Raw genomic sequence first — 15,481 nt, forward strand, 5'->3', positions numbered from 1 at the left:
GCGTTGATGTCGCCGTAGCAGCCGGTGCAATGGGGGCTTCATGCGGTGTCCCTTAGAACGAGTGACGAATGCCGAGCATCACGCCGGCCTGGCCGGTGCCTGCCGTGGGAGTCGTGCCGCCGCCACCGGCGCTGACCGAGTAGCGCGCCTTCGCGCTGTTGGCGAGATACGAGCCCTGCGCATAGACGGCGGTGCGTTTCGACAGCAGATAGGTGGTGCGCAGCGTGCCCATCGTGGCGCGCGTGTCGTGCTCGCTATTGGTGATGTGATAGACCTCGCCGTCGACGATGAAGGCTGGCGTCACGAAGTACGAGGCGCCGACGAAGAACAGATTCGAGCGCACGGCTGCAATCGTGACGGCCGATGGCTCGACCCGGCGATTGAGCCAGCCCGCGCCGATCTTTGCTTTGCCGATATTCGCGTAGGCGCTGACGTGGGTGCGGATGTCTTTGTCGCTGGCATTGGTGAGTGGAATGGGCGCAACGCCGTCGAAGAAGTTCGCCGCAGCAGTGCTTCCGCCGCGCTGCTCTTCATACGACGCCGCAACGCCAAATAGCGGCGCGTCGTACTTCAACATCACTGACCACTCGCGGCATTCCGTTGCATGCCCGGCGACAGAACCGGTGCAGGTGCCTTGGCCCGGCGAGTTGCCGGTGCCCGCCGCGTCGCGGCCGAATGAATAGTTCGCGCCGAGCGTCACGCCCGCGTAAGTGCCGAGGTAGCTCATCGAATTGTCGGCGCGGGCGTTCGGCACGTAGGCGTCGAGCGAGCCCAGGCCGTAGATGTCCGGGCCGATCAGGTCCGCGCCCATCAGCGCGAGATACGTCATCGTGTACTGTCGTCCGAACGACACGGTGCCGTATGGACTCTTGATGCCGACGAATGCCTGACGCCCGAACAGCCGGCCGCCCTGGCCGAGATCGCCGGCGCGCACGTTGAAACCGCTTTCCAGCGTGAATACCGCGCTATAGCCGCCGCCCAGATCTTCATTGCCGCGCAGGCCCCAACGCGAAGGCAGTTCGCCGGTGACCGACGGCATGCGAAAGACGCTTTTGCCCGCAGCGTTCGCGTGCGATACGTATTCGATGCCGGAGTCGATAATGCCGTAGAGCGTTACGCTCGATTGAGCCGCCGCGGCGCCGCTGACGGCGCACAATGCGCCGCAAAGAAGAATACGTGTGGATGCTGGCATACAGGGTGTCTCCAAACCGTTGATCGAATGTGTTTGTTGTTGAGTTTTCTTGAGTATTCTTGTATGGCCGGTCAGTCGTCAGCACGCGGACGGCGCAGCAACAGCAGCGCAGCCGCGGCGGCAATCAGCGTGACGGGAATGCTCGCGCCGATCACCGTCGACGAACTGCGCCCCATCGCCAGCAATTGACCTGCCGCCAGCGGTCCGACCACCGAGCCGATACGGCCCACGGCCACTGCCGCGCCGACGCCGGTGCCACGCATCGCAGTCGGATAGAACGCAGCCGAGAGCGCGTACAGCACCGATTGCCCGCCGATCACGAACATCCCCGCGAAGAACGCTGAGGTTGCGAGTGCGCCGAAGCCGGGCGCCATCGAGAGCGCCGCGAGCGACGCGATGATCCCGACATACATGCCCGCCACCACGACGCCCGAACGCATCCGGTCCATCAACATGCCGATGCACAACGCGCCGATGCCGCCGCCGATGTTGAAGAAAATCTGCACGTAGCCCACTTGTGCGCGCGACAGGCCGCTGGCGGCCATCAGCGAAGGCAGCCAGTTGAGCAGGAAGTAGAGGACGATCAGCGTGCAGAAATAGCTGACCCAGATCTGCACAGTCGAGAGGCCGCGTGTGCCGCCGAACAGGATCTCGCCGACCGGCGCGGGTTTCGCATGGCCGTCTCGCGAGGCTTGGGTGAATGCCTTCGAATCCGCGAGAAACACGAGCAACAGCGGCACCAGCACTAGCGGCCCTGCGCCGCCGACGTAGAAGATGTGCCGCCACTCGGTGTCGCCCGCACTCAACACGCCGATCACCGAAGCGATCACGCCGCCGAACGGAATGCCGCAATACATCACGCTCACCGCGGTGCTGCGCGAGCGCGGTTCGACCGCTTCCGACGACAATGCGATCAGGTTAGGCAGTGCACCGCCGAGGCCAATGCCCGTGAGCACCCGCACGATCACCAGTGTGTGAAAGTCGCTTACTAGCGCGGTTGCGATCGACAGCAAGCCGAACAGGCATGCGGAAATCACCAGCACGCGCTTGCGGCCGATCCGGTCGGCAAGCCGTCCGCCGAACATCGCACCCGGCAGAAGGCCGAAAGTCCCGGCGCTAAACGCGAGACCCATCTGACCGACCGACAGACCGAACTCGCGCGCCATCCTTGGCGCGGCGATGCCGACCGACTGCAGGTCGAGCCCTTCGAGCAACGCGACGGCAAAACACAATCCGAGTGTGACAAAGGCGCTTGTCCGGCTGGACGTCGCCGGTCCGGCAACGCTTTCTGTCGAGGGTAGTATTCCGGCTCTTTTCACGTTAGTGATCCTTATTAAAATGCGTGGTTTTCCGGTGTCGATGAAGAGCGGCAGGTGCGGAGTCGCCGTCTGGTGCGCCGGCCAGGCGCAGAAACGGTTGCGTTTGCTCAGCGCCGGGGCGGTCCGGTGTTCCAGGCGCCTCGGTGAAACGGGATTCAGACCGCCGTCGAGATCACTGTGGGATGCTTAAGAACCGCCCGGCGAAAGCCGCAGCGCACAGCACATCGGTTCGATGCCTGCGTTACTGTCCGTTTGCTTCGACGCGATGCGACGCGTCTCCAAACGCTGCATCGTGGATAGGATTTAATATCAGGTAGACTGATAATACAAGTGCAAATGCTTCGGTGAAAACACCTAGCAATTTGCAGAGACGGGAAAGTTAGTCGCGCAGGTTGCGCACGAAAGTTTCGAGGTGGGTTTGCACGACGCCGGCCGTGTCGAGCTCGAGACCTTCCATCATCTGTTTCTCGATCGTCTTCACCGCCTGCTCGCATTCGCGCAGCACGGCCCGACCTTCATCGGTCAGTTGCAGCAGCACGATGCGGCCGTGCGTCGGGTCCGGCTCGCGGCTGACCCAGTTCCGGCTCGCCATGGCGTTCATCACTTCATTGGCCGATTGCGGCGTGATGAAGGAGCGCTCGGCCACTTGCGCATTGGATGCCTGTCCCTTTGCGTCGAGCACCGATAGCGCGGTGAATTGCGAGAGCGTCAGGCCGAGTGGCGCGAGTGCTTCGGTCATGCGGCGCCGCAGGATGCGGTCGAGACTTCCGATCACATAGGCCAACCGCAAGTGCGGGCGACGGGCACGCGTGGCGGTGGGTTCGGCGGGCGAAGCTGGATTTTTGCTCATGGTGTGGGCTGGAGGTCCGGTCTAGCCTGCATCTTAGCGCGCCTCTGCGTGAAATCGGCCGATAGGGGTTTGCACCGAGTCTGCAAAATTACGCTTTACATATCAGGTAACCTGATATTAAATGCAGTCATCGGGCCGCTGCTGGGGTCAACATTCACGGAGAAAGTAGATGAGTTACGAAGGTCGTTGGAAAACCGTCAAGGTCGATGTGGCAGAGGGCATTGCATGGGTCACGTTCAATCGCCCAGAGAAGCGCAACGCGATGAGCCCGACATTGAATAAGGAAATGATCGAGGTCCTCGAGGCAGTCGAACTGGACGCCGAAGCACAGGTTCTCGTGCTGACGGGCGAGGGCGACGCGTGGACCGCCGGCATGGACCTGAAGGAATATTTCCGCGAGGTCGACGCCGGCCCGGAAATCCTCCAGGAAAAGATTCGCCGCGATGCATGCCGCTGGCAATGGCAACTGCTGCGCATGTACGCGAAGCCGACCATCGCGATGGTCAACGGCTGGTGCTTCGGCGGCGGCTTCTCGCCGCTGGTGGCGTGCGATCTCGCGATCGCCGCGGACGAAGCCGTGTTCGGCCTCTCCGAAATTAACTGGGGCATTCCGCCGGGCAACCTGGTGAGCAAGGCGATGGCCGACACCGTAGGACATCGTCAGGCGCTTTACTACATCATGACCGGTGAGACGTTCACGGGTCAGGAAGCCGCGCAGATGGGTCTCGTCAACAACAGCGTGCCGCGTGCCGAACTGCGCGAGGCGACGCGTGTTCTCGCAGGCAAGCTGTTGCAGAAGAATCCGGTGGTGCTGCGCGCGGCCAAGCACGGCTTCAAGCGTTGCCGTGAACTGACGTGGGATCAGAACGAAGACTACCTGTATGCCAAGCTGGATCAGGCGCAACTGCGCGATCCCGAAGGCGGCCGCGAGGAGGGCCTCAAGCAGTTCCTCGATGAGAAGGCGATCAAGCCGGGTCTGCAAACCTACAAGCGCTGAGCTATTGCAGACGCTAAGGTAGGGTCAGGCAGATACACGCGTAGGAAGACTGGCGGGACGAGTGACATAGCGAGGAGACGAGACACATGCATGAAGTGACATTGTTGATCGGCGGCGAGAGCCGCGGTGCAACGGACGGCAGAACTTTCGAGCGGATCAATCCCGCGAGCGGCGCGACGGCCTCGCGCGCGGCTGCCGCTACGTTGGCCGATGCCGACGCGGCTGTCGTTGCCGCGGCACGCGCGTTCCCAGCATGGTCGGCATTGGCGCCGACGGAACGTCGCAAACGTCTATTGGCCGCAGCGGATCTGATGGATGCCCGCACCGCGCAGTTCATCGAAACCGGTGTGGCCGAAACGGGCGCGATGCCGAACTGGTACGGTTTCAATGTGATGCTGGCCGCCAACATGCTGCGCGAAGCCGCGGCGATGACCACGCAGATCGACGGCGATGTGATTCCGTCGGACGTGCCGGGCAGTCTCGCGATGGCCGTGCGGTGTGGTGCTCGGCATGGCGCCGTGGAATGCGCCGGTGATTCTCGGCACACGGGCAATTGCCATGCCGCTCGCGTGCGGCAATACGGTCGTGCTCAAGGCTTCCGAAGGCTGTCCCGGTGTGCATCGGCTGATCGGCAGTGTGTTGCAGGAGGCCGGGCTCGGCGACGGCGTGGTGAACGTCATCACGCATTCGGCTGAAGATGCGCCCGCGATCGTCGAAAGGTTGATCGCTCATCCGGCGGTGCGGCGGGTCAATTTCACGGGCTCGACGCGGGTTGGACGCATCGTCGCGCAACATGCCGCGCAGCATCTGAAGCCGGCCTTGCTCGAGCTCGGCGGCAAGGCGCCTGTGGTCGTGCTCGATGACGCCGATCTGGATGCGGCGGTGGACGGCATCGCGTTCGGCGCGTTCTTCAACCAGGGGCAGATCTGCATGTCGACGGAGCGGCTGATCGTTGACCGCAAAATTGCCGACGTGCTGGTCGAGAAGCTCGCGGCCAAAGCGCGAACCCTGAAGGCGGGCGACCCGGCTGCGGCCGATTCCGTGCTCGGCGTGCTCGAAAGTGTGGCGGCCGCGCGGCGCATCAAAGCGCTCGTTGAAGACGCGCATGAGAAGGGCGCGAAGCTGCCGGTCGGCTGCTCGGTTGAAGGCGCGGTGATGCAGCCGGTGATTGTCGACGGCGTGACGCGGGACATGTTGCTCTATGCCGAGGAATCCTTCGGCCCGGTGGTGACGGTGCAGCGCGTGGACAGTGACGAGGAAGCGATTCAGGTTGCCAACGATAGCGAATACGGTCTTTCCGCAGCGGTATTCAGCCGCGATATATCGCGCGCGTTGAATGTGGCGAAACGCATCGAATCGGGTATCTGCCATATCAACGGGCCGACCGTGCACGACGAAGCGCAGATGCCGTTCGGCGGCGTGAAGAAGAGCGGCTATGGGCGGTTTGGCAGCAAGGCATCGATCGCCGAGTTCACGGACTTGCGCTGGATCACGATTCAGACCGGCCCGCGTCACTATCCGATTTGATCGTCCGCGATCGAATAGCCGCGTTGGAGCATTAAAAGAAGGTCGTTCCGCCGCAGAAAGCGGAGCTTCCCAAGGAGACAGGCGTTGCATTCCGAGCCGAGACAACCGAACACCCCCGTCGCGCACGACAACGCGCCGACGCATTACCGCGCGACGACGATCGGCGCGTCATCGTTGCACGCGCAACGGCACGGCGACACGTGGTATTTGCGCGCCGCCGAGCCGCTCGGCGAACACCCACAACGTATGACCGACCGGCTCGCAAGCGGGGCGTGCGAACATCCGGAGCGCTGGCTGGCGGCGCGACGCGGCAGTGATGGTCAATGGATCGGGCTGAGCTACGCGAAGGCGCTGCAAAGTGCGCGGGCCATTGGGCAAGCGTTGCTCGCGCGCGATCTTTCCGTTGAGCGTCCGGTCGTGATTCTCTCGGGCAACGATCTCGAACACCTGCAACTGGCACTCGGCGCGATGTGGGCCGGCATTCCGTACGCGGCGATTTCCCCGGCATATGCGCTCGCTTCCGGCGACTTCGGCAAGCTGCGCCATACGATCGATCTGCTGACACCGGGCCTGGTTTTCGCAAACGGCTACGACATGTTCGCCAAGGCGATCGATGCAGCGGTGCCAGCTGACGTCGAAGTCGTAGCTGCAACAGGACCCAAAGAGCCACAGGCGGCGCGCAGCGTGACTTTATTCAGCGACCTGCTGAATACAACGCCCGTCACGGTCGATTCCATTCAGGCCGCGGTGAGCCCGGACGCCATCGCCAAGTTTCTGTTCACGTCGGGCTCGACCAAACTGCCCAAGGCCGTGCCGACCACGCACCGCATGCTGTGCAGCAACCAGCAGATGCTGCTCGAAACGTTTCCTGAGTTCGCGAACGTGCCACCGGTGCTGGTCGACTGGTTGCCGTGGAATCACACCTTCGGCGGCAGTCATAACGCGGGCATCGCACTCTACAACGGCGGCACGCTCTATATCGACGATGGCAAGCCGGTCAACGGCAAGTTCGAGGAAACGCTGCGCAACCTGCGTGAAATCGCGCCGACGATCTACTTCAACGTGCCGAAGGGGTGGGAAGAGCTGGCCATCGCGCTGGAGCAGGACGCTCAGTTGCGTGAGACGTTTTTCTCGCGCGTGAAGGTGTATTTCTTCGCGGGTGCGGGGCTCTCGCAAGCGGCGTGGGATCGGCTCGAACGCGTCACCGAGCAATATTGCGGCGAACGCATTCGCATCATGGCCGGACTCGGCATGACCGAGACCTCGCCGTCCTGCCTGTTCACCACGGGCCCGATCATGCGAGCCGGCTATGTCGGCTCACCGGCGCCTGGTTGCGAGGTCAAACTCGCACCGGTCGGCGACAAACTCGAAGCGCGTTATCGCGGACCGCATGTGATGGCCGGCTATTGGCGCGCGAATTCCGCAGAGTTGGACAACGCCTTCGACGAAGAAGGTTACTTTTGCAGCGGCGACGCGTTGCGCTTTGTCGATGTCGAACGGCCGGAACTCGGGCTGCTGTTCGACGGGCGCATCGCTGAAGACTTCAAGCTGAGTTCGGGCACCTTCGTTAGCGTGGGCCCGATGCGGGCTCGCGTGATCTCCGACGGTGCGCCGTATGTGCATGACGTGGTGGTCGCCGGGATGAATCGGGACGACATGGGTTTGCTGGTGTTTCCGCGGCTCGACGATTGCCGGCGGCTGGCTGGTTTGCCTTTATCAGCTACTGCGCGTGAGGTGATCGAAGCACCCGTCGTGCGCGCGCATTTTGCGGCCTTATTGGCGACGCTCAATCGCAGTGCGACCGGCGGCGCAACCACGATCGCCCGTATCCGGCTTATGGACGTTGCCCCTTCGCTCGATCTCGGCGAGATCACCGATAAAGGGTCGATCAATCAGCGCGCGGTGCTGGCGCATCGGGCGGCGCTCGTCGAAGCGATGTACGACGCGGCACAGCGCGACCCCGCCGTGATTTACGCGGCCGCTTGCGGCGCGACGTAAGGCACGCGCCGTTCGCTGACTCCGGGTCCCTCGTCGCACGGCAAAGGCGCTTCGCCGTATACAATTCGGCAGCGCCTGATTTTTGCCCAATACTGACCTGATCCCACCCATGCCGAATCCGACCCGGGCCTTTCTTCTCGGCCCGCTCCTGAAAGGCGTTTCACGCTCCTTCTATCTCACTCTGCGCGTGCTGCCCGCCGGGATGCGCGATCCGATCGGCCTCGCGTACCTGCTCGCGCGCGCGGCCGATACGATTGCGGATACCTCACTGATCTCGCCCGAACAACGCCTTGCAATGCTGCTGTCGCTGCGCGACCAGGTCAACGGCGCCCCGAACGACGGCGCGCTGCTCCAGCGCATGGCCACTGAAGTGGCGGGCCAACAGGTCCAGTCCGATGAAAAGGTCCTGCTCGAATCGCTAGGTCCTGCACTCGAGGTGCTGTCGCAACTGAGCGAGTCCGACCGCAAGGCCGTGCGCGAGATCGTGTCGACGCTGACCGAGGGCATGGAATTCGACCTTCGCACGTTCCCCGACGAACGTTCCGGCCAGATCGCCGCGCTGCGCGAGTACGAAGAACTCGACCGCTATACCTACCTGGTGGCCGGCTGCGTCGGTGAATTCTGGACCACCATGACCTACGCGCACATGCCCGGCACGCTGAAAGAGCGGCCCGAGATCATGGCGCGCCGCGGCGTGCGTTTCGGCAAAGCGCTGCAGATGACCAACGTGCTGCGCGATTGCGGCAAGGATTTGCGGATCGGCCGCTGCTACCTGCCACAGACGATGCTCGATCAATATGGTCTGAGCGCACAAGACCTCCTGCAGCCGGCAAATTCTGTTCGCGCCCGGCCGCTGATGGTCGAACTTGTGCGCAAGTCGCTCGATCATTTTCGCGAGGCGTTGGACTACACGCTGGCGATCCCCGCGTTTTCGGTGCGTTTGCGCCTCGCCTGTTTGTGGCCGATCCTGATTGGCCTGGACACGCTGCTGTTGCTGGTGGATAACAATGACTGGCTCGACCCGGCCAAGGTCTCTAAAGTCCGGCGCAATCAGGTGTATCAGATCATTGCGTCTTCACTGCTGCTGGTGCCTTCGAATGGCCTGGTGCGGGCGTCGGTTGAAAAGCGGATCAAGCAAATCGAAGCTCGAATCTGAGAGTGGGTTGCGATGTATTTAATGTGGATTCAGCCATGCCGCATAGCCCATTCACGCGGCATGGCCTTTCGACTTAATCTGCATCGGTGAATAGCCACCAATCGGGAAACCCCTAGCATCCTGCATCGATGGTTCGCGTTAGTCTCTTCAAAAGAGGAGACGATTCATGAGGCAAGCGTTCAATATTGCAGTGGTGTTGTTGCTTGGCTATTTGATGGCGGATAGGGCGCTGATGCGCGCGCACGCCGGAGAGATGGGAACAATTACGTGCCACCAGGGCGCGGAGCTGGTCAAGTCGAATGCGTTGAAGAAAGGCTTCGGTGATGCCGGGGCCAGCAGCCAGGGTGAAAACTTCCTGTCGAGCTGTCTCGTCACGGGTCGTGGCCAGGTAGGCGATCTGATCGCTCGCGAATAACGCAAGCAGGCTGGCGCCGCTGAGGCTCAGACCAGACTTGGCACGACATAAACAAAAAGCGCCCAGACCGTGAAGGTCCAGGCGAAGTCATCGGGAGCCCGATGACGGAGGTATCGAATACAGAACTGGCCCGCGATCGGGGATACTCGGTCGCGGGCCAGTTCGTTTGAATCAGAGCGTGCGGCTGTGTCGCTTGGCGGTCGATCAGGGCAAACGGCGTCGCCTCTGCTTCGATCCGTTGGACGGCTCGGTCGCCGGCCTTGTTGCTAGCTGAGTTGGCAACTCAGTTGTCAGCTTAGTTACCGAAATAAACCGACTTCGGACCGTTCACCGGAACCGGGTGGCTCGACTGCGATGAGCCATTCGCCACACCGCCGTAACTGCTTTCTGCGGTGCCGTTTTGCTGGGCGACGCGGGCTTGTGCAGCCTGGATGTCAGCCGGATAGTACGGGTCGGCACGGCCCGGCTGGTAGCCGGCTTTTTCGAGTTGAATCAGTTGCGCGCGGACCTCGGCGCGGGTCACGGGCTGGTTGGACTGCGCAAACGAGGCAACAGGAGCGGCCAGCACAGCAGCGACAACAACGGCTTGAATGAGCGATTTCATGATGAACTACCTCCAGTTCGGTCTTTATCTTGCTACGAGCGGCGTTGTTCGTAGTCAGTGATTGCATTGTAGTTTTGCGATCTGGCCGGAGTAATCATCAATTCAGCTAATGTTTGTTGCGATATTTGCAACAAAAGAAGAGTGCTTTGGTTAATACGCTCTTGTGCGCATCGCGAAAAAAAGGGCGCCGACGGCGCCCTTTCTTCCTTTACGACCTGACAGTAAACTTAAACTGCTGCGGGCCGCCACTTCAACAGCCGCTGTTCGACCGCAGTCAACAGATAGTCCGCAGCCAGCGCGACCACAGCCAGCACGATCATCGCCGCGAACACGCCGCTCGCGTTAAACGCACCTTGCGCGGTCGAGATCAGCAGGCCGATACCTTGCTTCGAGCCGAGGAATTCGCCCACCACCGCACCGACCAGCGCAAAGCCGAAGCTCACGTGCAAGCTGGCGAGAATCCAGCTCAACGCCGACGGAATCACCACCGAGGTCGTCACCTGACGGCGCGACGCACCCAGAATCTGCGCGTTCGCGATCATGTAGCGATCCGCTTCGCGCACACCCTGAAACGCATTGGCGAACACGACAAAGAACACCATCACCACCGCCAGCGCCACCTTCGAAGCCATGCCAAGACCGAGCGAAATCACGAAGATCGAGCCCAGCACCACGCGCGGAATCGAATTGGCGATCTTGATGTACAGGCTGAATACGTCGGACAGCAGCTTGTTGCGGCCGAGCACGATGCCGCAAACCACGCCCGCCACTGAACCGATGATGAAGCCGAGACCGGTTTCTTCCAGTGTGACCCAAACCTGGGTGAGCAGCGGACCTTGCGACGTGCCGTTCACGAACCAGTCGATGATCTGATCGAAGATCGCGCTCGGCATCGAGAAGAAGAACGGATCGATCCACTTCAGTCGGGCGGACAATTCCCATCCGCCGAGCACAAGCACCAGCACGATGATGCGCAGCGAGATCACCAGCGCATGGCGTTGCCGGATGCGTTTTTGCGCGACACGTTCGACCTGCGCGAGCGTCGCGGGATCGATACCCGAAGGCATCGTCTGTTGAGGGGTAGTAGACATGTTTGCCGTTCCTTGATTAACCGATCTGTACTTCTTCGCGCAGGTCGTGCCAGATGTCGCGCGAGATTTCGATAAAGCGTGGGTCGTAGCGAACTTCCGACGTGACGCGCGGACGCGGCAGATCGATTTCGTACACCTTCTTCAGCGTTGCCGGGCGCGCGGTCAGCACGAACACGCGATCCGCAAGCGCAATCGCTTCTTCCAGATCGTGCGTGACGAACACCACCGAGCCGGCGCCACCCCACAGTTGCAGCAGTTCGTCCTGCATCAGCGTGCGCGTCTGCATGTCGAGCGCCGAGAAGGGCTCGTCCATCAGCAGGATTTCCGGCTTGTTGATGAAGGTTTGCGCCAGCGCCACGCGCTTTCTCATACCGCCGGACAGTTGATGCGGATAGTGCTTGCCGAACTTGTCGAGGCCCACGCGGCGCAGCCATTCGTTGGCTTCGTCGTACGCGGCGGATTTCGAGCGTCCGCGATACAGCGGGCCGGCCGCCACGTTGTCGATGACCGAGCGCCACGGAAACACGGCGTCCGCCTGAAACACGAAGCCGATGCGCGGGTCGATGCCGTCCACCGGTGCGCCCATCACGCGCACTTCGCCGGTGGTGGGCTTCAGCAAGCCGGTGATCATGCTGAGCGTGGTCGACTTGCCGCAACCCGTCGGGCCGACAACCGCGACGAATTCGCCACGCGCCACCGACATGCTGAAGTCGCGCAACGCGATCGTCGCCTTGCCATCCGGCGAGATGAAACGGCACGATACGTTGCGCATCTCGATGGCGGGCGTATCGCGTGACAGAGGTTGATTCATCGGCTGGTGCCTCGCAGTTCTCTTGATGTTGATAGGGCTTTACTTCGAGGGAGCGTTACTTCGCCGCGGTCTTGACCGCTGCCGACAGGTAGTCGTTGCTGTAGGTCTTGGCGAGGTCGATATGCTTGCCCTTCACCGAAGGATTGAACGCCGACAGCACCTTCAGGACAGTGTCCGGACCGTCGGCGGGCATCTTGCCGTCCTTCGTGAACATCGGCAGCGATGCCTTCAGCGCGCCCACGTACAGGTCCTTGTTGTTGCCGTAGTAGTCCTTCGGCATCTTCGCGGCGATATCTTCTGCGCTATGCGTCGCGATGAAGTTCAGCGTCTTCGCGAATGCGTGCGAGAGCTTCGTGGCGTCGTCCTTGTGCGACTCGGCCCATGCACGCTGCACGTAGAAGCTCGAAGCCGGATACGTGCCGCCGAGCGCGGCGCGGGTGCCTTCCAGCGTGCGCATATCGACCAGCACCTTGGCGTCGCCGGTCTTCAGCAGTTGCGAGACGGTCGGCTCGGTGGTCATGCCCGCGTCGATACGGTTCTGCTTGATGGCGGCGATAAAGCTGTTGTCCGCGCCAACCGGCAGCAGCGTGTATTGCGTCGACGGCACGCCCGCGCGCTGCGCGAGGTATTGCGTGAGGAAGCTGGTCGACGAGCCGAGGCCGGTCACGCCGAGCGTTTTCCCCTTCACGTCCGCCATGCTCTTGAGCGTTTCGGACGCCTTGGTGGCGACCATTTCCACTTCACCCGGCACCTGGCCGAAAATCACCAGCGCCTGGACTTCCTTGCCCTTGCTTTGCAGGTCGATGGTGTGATCGTAGAAGCCCACCACGCCTTGCACCGCGCCCGCGAGCAGTTCGTTTTCCGCGTCCACGCCGGCCGGTTGCGAGAGGATTTCTACGTCGAGGCCTTCGTCCTTGAAGTAGCCGAGCTGCTCCGTGAGCTTGGCCGGCAGATAGATGATCTTGGTGGCGCCGCCGACCATGATCGTCAGCTTCTCCGCATGAGCCGCGGCCGAAGCGGCGGCAAGGGTAAACGCAACACCTGACACGGCGGCAATCTGGCGCAAGGTACGCATGAAGCAGTCTCCTGAGGTTTATTCGCCGCCCTGTGCGGATGCGGCGCTTTCTGGATGAATGACGGCGATTATAGAAATCTGAAACCTTCTGGCAGCTTTCGGGGCTGCGAGCAAATCATGGGTGTTAACCCGAAAATCCACTGCAATCTTGCGGCTGCCCCCTGGCAAACCCCATAACGTGGGCCACAAACCACCCAAGCCGCGCGCAAAGCCCTTGTTTTACGGCACAATCGGCGTCCTGACTTTTGCCGCGCATTGAGTTGCCTATTTCGCCGTTCTCCCCATGAAGCTGCTGCTCATCGAAGACAACCCCACGCTGGCGCACTGGCTCGCGAAGATGCTGGAGCAGGAGGCGTTCGCGCTCGACGCGGTGCAGGACGGCGACACCGCCGACCGCTTGCTGCGCACCAATCACTACGACGTGATCCTGCTCGACCTGAATCTGCCGAAGCTGTCGGGCAAGAACGTGCTGCGCCGTTTGCGCCAGCGCGGTGACGCCACGCCCGTGTTGATCCTGACCGCGAGCGGTTCGATCGACGAAAAAGTGGAACTGCTCGGTGCCGGCGCGGACGATTACCTGGTCAAGCCTTTCGAAGTGCGCGAGCTGATCGCGCGCATCAAGGTGGCGATCCGCCGCCAGTCGCCCTCGAAGGCGAGCGAGGTGGTGTGCGGCGATCTCGCGTTCGACATCGACACACGCCAGTTCACCTTGAAGGGCGCGCCGCTGAACGTGACGCCGCGCGAGCGCTCGGTGCTCGAAACGCTGATCCTGCGTTTGGGCAAAACAGTAACCAAGCCCGCACTGGTCGACGCGATCTTCACGCTCGCGGACGAGCCGAGCGAGGATGCAGTCGAAATCTACATATCGCGGCTGCGCAAGAAACTCGACGGCAGCTCGGCGGCGATCGTCACGCTGCGCGGACTGGGTTATCTGCTGCGCAAGAAAGAAGATGACCAATAGCCTGCGCATGCGCCTGCTGTGGTGGCTGCTGGTGCCACTCGCGTTATACGTGTTCGTCACCGGCAAGGCCGAGTACGACAACGCGCGGCGCACGGCGGATCTGGTGCAGGACAACCAACTTATCTCATCGGCGCGGATGATCGCCGGTGAAGTGGAGTGGGTGGACGGTTTTCTGCGCGTGGACGTGCCGCCCGCCGCGCTTGAAGTCTTCGTGTCGCCCTATCGCGATCAGGTGTTCTACAGCGTGCGGGTGGACGATGGCCGACTGCTGGCGGGCACGCCGGATTTTCCGCAGCGCGCGGCGCGCTCGCCCGACATGGCCGATCACTACGACACTGAACTCCATGGCCAGCCCGTACGCGCGGTCGGCCTCGTGCGTCAGATGTACGACAACGGTGCGACGCGCCGCGTACGTGTAACGGTGGGCAAGACGGTGCGCTCGCGCGATGCGATGGCGCAGCAATTGTGGCAACCGCAACTCGTGCGGCAGATCGAGATGATCGTGCTGGCGGTCGCGCTGGCTTGCATCGGCCTCACCTTCGAATTGCGGCCGTTGATGAAAGTGAAGGAAGAGGTCGCCGACCGCGACCCCATGCAACTCGAACCGATTCGCGTCGAGCGCCTACACACGGAACTGCGGCCGATCGTTGAAGCGATCAATCAATGTATCGCGCGCCTCGGCGTACAGGTGGCCGCACAGCGGCGTTTTATCGCCGACGCCGCGCACCAGTTGCGCACGCCGCTCACGCTGCTCGGCACGCAGTTGCAGTTCGCGCGCCAGCAGGATGGCCTGAATCCCGCGCTCGACGAGGCGCTCGCCGCGATGCACCGCAGTAATCGTTCGATGGTCGGACTCACTAACAAGCTACTGTTGCTCGCGCAGGCTGAAGCTTCCGACAACAAGCAACTGGCGGTGGAAACGGTTGATCTGGTGCCGCTGGCAATGGAAGTGGTGGAGGATCTGGCGTTGCTGGCGCAGGCCCGGGACATCGATCTGGGCGCGGAACTGAACGGTCCCGCGCCAGTGGCAGGGCATCGCGGCCTGCTTCAGGCGCTGATCGCCAACCTCGCGGAGAACGCGATCCGCTATACCGGCAGAGGCGGCCACGTCACCGTGGCGGTCAGTGCTGCAGCCGATACAGTCGCCGTGGCTGTGCTGGACGATGGTCCCGGCATTCCCGCCGAGTCGCGCAGTCGCGTGTTCGAGCCGTTCTTTCGGGCGTCGACAGATACTGAAGGGACCGGGCTGGGCCTCGCCATCGTGCGTGAAATCGCGGACGCGCATCACGGGGAGATCACGCTCAAACCGGGTGAGGGCGGCAAAGGCGTGCACGTGGCCGTCTCGTTTCCACGTGCACCGACGGAAGGACCTCAAGCTGGTTAAATCGGTCGCTGCAAATCGGAGGCTTCAAAAGTACTCGGGACAAACCCGCAATCGGCACAGGAAACGCGTGTTCGAAAGCTTTGAGAAGGATTTGTACCCCT

13 protein-coding genes and 1 pseudogene are annotated in these 15,481 nt (G+C 62.2%); 7 read left to right on the forward strand and 7 right to left on the reverse strand.

All coding sequences use genetic code 11. From position 1 onward, the window contains the following. Nucleotides 1-52 precede the first annotated feature (52 nt). The 3 genes from PQQ86_RS23095 to PQQ86_RS23105 form a co-directional block, all read right to left on the reverse strand. Nucleotides 53-1,192, reverse strand: a complete 1,140-nt coding sequence (locus PQQ86_RS23095; protein WP_408272111.1) for a porin — start codon at nucleotides 1,190-1,192, stop codon at nucleotides 53-55. A 71-nt stretch (nucleotides 1,193-1,263) separates the two neighbouring features. Beyond that, complete coding sequence (mhpT, locus tag PQQ86_RS23100; protein WP_408279313.1) at nucleotides 1,264-2,496, reverse strand: 3-(3-hydroxy-phenyl)propionate transporter MhpT; 1,233 nt, start codon at nucleotides 2,494-2,496, stop codon at nucleotides 1,264-1,266. Between the two features lie 394 nt (nucleotides 2,497-2,890). Beyond that, complete coding sequence (locus tag PQQ86_RS23105; protein ID WP_408272114.1) at nucleotides 2,891-3,361, reverse strand: MarR family winged helix-turn-helix transcriptional regulator; 471 nt, start codon at nucleotides 3,359-3,361, stop codon at nucleotides 2,891-2,893. Between the two features lie 169 nt (nucleotides 3,362-3,530). Here PQQ86_RS23105 and PQQ86_RS23110 point away from each other — a divergent pair, with 169 nt between their 5' ends. From PQQ86_RS23110 to PQQ86_RS23130, 5 genes and pseudogenes are all read left to right on the forward strand, one after another. Further along, nucleotides 3,531-4,358, forward strand: a complete 828-nt coding sequence (locus PQQ86_RS23110) for a p-hydroxycinnamoyl CoA hydratase/lyase (RefSeq protein ID WP_408272117.1) — start codon at nucleotides 3,531-3,533, stop codon at nucleotides 4,356-4,358. 86 nt (nucleotides 4,359-4,444) lie between these two features. Further along, nucleotides 4,445-5,885: pseudogene (locus PQQ86_RS23115) on the forward strand (aldehyde dehydrogenase). Between the two features lie 84 nt (nucleotides 5,886-5,969). Beyond that, complete coding sequence (locus tag PQQ86_RS23120) at nucleotides 5,970-7,883, forward strand: feruloyl-CoA synthase (protein ID WP_408272119.1); 1,914 nt, start codon at nucleotides 5,970-5,972, stop codon at nucleotides 7,881-7,883. A 109-nt stretch (nucleotides 7,884-7,992) separates the two neighbouring features. Beyond that, nucleotides 7,993-9,039: a phytoene/squalene synthase family protein gene (locus PQQ86_RS23125; protein WP_408272122.1), complete on the forward strand. Its 1,047-nt coding sequence runs from the start codon at nucleotides 7,993-7,995 to the stop codon at nucleotides 9,037-9,039. Nucleotides 9,040-9,205: 166 nt separating this feature from the next. Then, nucleotides 9,206-9,454 (forward strand): hypothetical protein, encoded by a 249-nt coding sequence (locus tag PQQ86_RS23130; RefSeq protein WP_408272124.1) that lies wholly within the window; start codon nucleotides 9,206-9,208, stop codon nucleotides 9,452-9,454. 295 nt (nucleotides 9,455-9,749) lie between these two features. Here the strand turns inward: PQQ86_RS23130 and PQQ86_RS23135 are convergent, their stop codons facing one another. The 4 genes from PQQ86_RS23135 to PQQ86_RS23150 form a co-directional block, all read right to left on the reverse strand. Further along, nucleotides 9,750-10,058: a DUF4148 domain-containing protein gene (locus PQQ86_RS23135; protein ID WP_408272127.1), complete on the reverse strand. Its 309-nt coding sequence runs from the start codon at nucleotides 10,056-10,058 to the stop codon at nucleotides 9,750-9,752. A 227-nt stretch (nucleotides 10,059-10,285) separates the two neighbouring features. Next, nucleotides 10,286-11,149 carry an ABC transporter permease gene (locus PQQ86_RS23140; protein ID WP_408272130.1) on the reverse strand — a complete coding sequence of 288 codons (864 nt, stop codon included), beginning with the start codon at nucleotides 11,147-11,149 and terminating at the stop codon, nucleotides 10,286-10,288. 16 nt (nucleotides 11,150-11,165) lie between these two features. Beyond that, nucleotides 11,166-11,960 carry an ABC transporter ATP-binding protein gene (locus tag PQQ86_RS23145; protein WP_054035532.1) on the reverse strand — a complete coding sequence of 265 codons (795 nt, stop codon included), beginning with the start codon at nucleotides 11,958-11,960 and terminating at the stop codon, nucleotides 11,166-11,168. Between the two features lie 55 nt (nucleotides 11,961-12,015). After that, a complete protein-coding gene (locus PQQ86_RS23150; RefSeq protein ID WP_408272133.1) occupies nucleotides 12,016-13,035 on the reverse strand; it encodes an ABC transporter substrate-binding protein in 1,020 nt (339 codons plus the stop codon). Between the two features lie 283 nt (nucleotides 13,036-13,318). Between PQQ86_RS23150 and PQQ86_RS23155 the strand changes: the two genes are divergently transcribed. Both PQQ86_RS23155 and PQQ86_RS23160 read left to right on the forward strand, forming a co-directional pair. After that, nucleotides 13,319-13,996, forward strand: coding sequence for a response regulator (locus PQQ86_RS23155; protein ID WP_408272136.1), 678 nt, complete (start codon nucleotides 13,319-13,321; stop codon nucleotides 13,994-13,996). Beyond that, nucleotides 13,986-15,380, forward strand: coding sequence for a sensor histidine kinase (locus PQQ86_RS23160; protein WP_408272139.1), 1,395 nt, complete (start codon nucleotides 13,986-13,988; stop codon nucleotides 15,378-15,380). Before PQQ86_RS23155 ends, PQQ86_RS23160 begins: the two co-directional genes overlap by 11 nt. Nucleotides 15,381-15,481 lie beyond the last annotated feature (101 nt).

The organism is Paraburkholderia sediminicola (genome assembly GCF_046026675.1).
Taxonomy (GTDB): Bacteria; Pseudomonadota; Gammaproteobacteria; order Burkholderiales; family Burkholderiaceae; genus Paraburkholderia; species Paraburkholderia sediminicola_F.

What these genes read in the sequence shown, in the direction of transcription:
- PQQ86_RS23095 (WP_408272111.1), bottom strand. Translation starts at nt 1,192, where the DNA reads ATGCCAGCATCCACACGTATTCTTCTTTGCGGCGCATTGTGCGCCGTC.
- PQQ86_RS23130 (WP_408272124.1), top strand. Translation starts at nt 9,206, where the DNA reads ATGAGGCAAGCGTTCAATATTGCAGTGGTGTTGTTGCTTGGCTATTTG.
- PQQ86_RS23160 (WP_408272139.1), top strand. Translation starts at nt 13,986, where the DNA reads ATGACCAATAGCCTGCGCATGCGCCTGCTGTGGTGGCTGCTGGTGCCA.
- PQQ86_RS23140 (WP_408272130.1), bottom strand. Translation starts at nt 11,149, where the DNA reads ATGTCTACTACCCCTCAACAGACGATGCCTTCGGGTATCGATCCCGCG.
- PQQ86_RS23105 (WP_408272114.1), bottom strand. Translation starts at nt 3,361, where the DNA reads ATGAGCAAAAATCCAGCTTCGCCCGCCGAACCCACCGCCACGCGTGCC.
- PQQ86_RS23135 (WP_408272127.1), bottom strand. Translation starts at nt 10,058, where the DNA reads ATGAAATCGCTCATTCAAGCCGTTGTTGTCGCTGCTGTGCTGGCCGCT.
- PQQ86_RS23110 (WP_408272117.1), top strand. Translation starts at nt 3,531, where the DNA reads ATGAGTTACGAAGGTCGTTGGAAAACCGTCAAGGTCGATGTGGCAGAG.
- PQQ86_RS23155 (WP_408272136.1), top strand. Translation starts at nt 13,319, where the DNA reads ATGAAGCTGCTGCTCATCGAAGACAACCCCACGCTGGCGCACTGGCTC.
- PQQ86_RS23125 (WP_408272122.1), top strand. Translation starts at nt 7,993, where the DNA reads ATGCCGAATCCGACCCGGGCCTTTCTTCTCGGCCCGCTCCTGAAAGGC.
- PQQ86_RS23145 (WP_054035532.1), bottom strand. Translation starts at nt 11,960, where the DNA reads ATGAATCAACCTCTGTCACGCGATACGCCCGCCATCGAGATGCGCAAC.
- PQQ86_RS23150 (WP_408272133.1), bottom strand. Translation starts at nt 13,035, where the DNA reads ATGCGTACCTTGCGCCAGATTGCCGCCGTGTCAGGTGTTGCGTTTACC.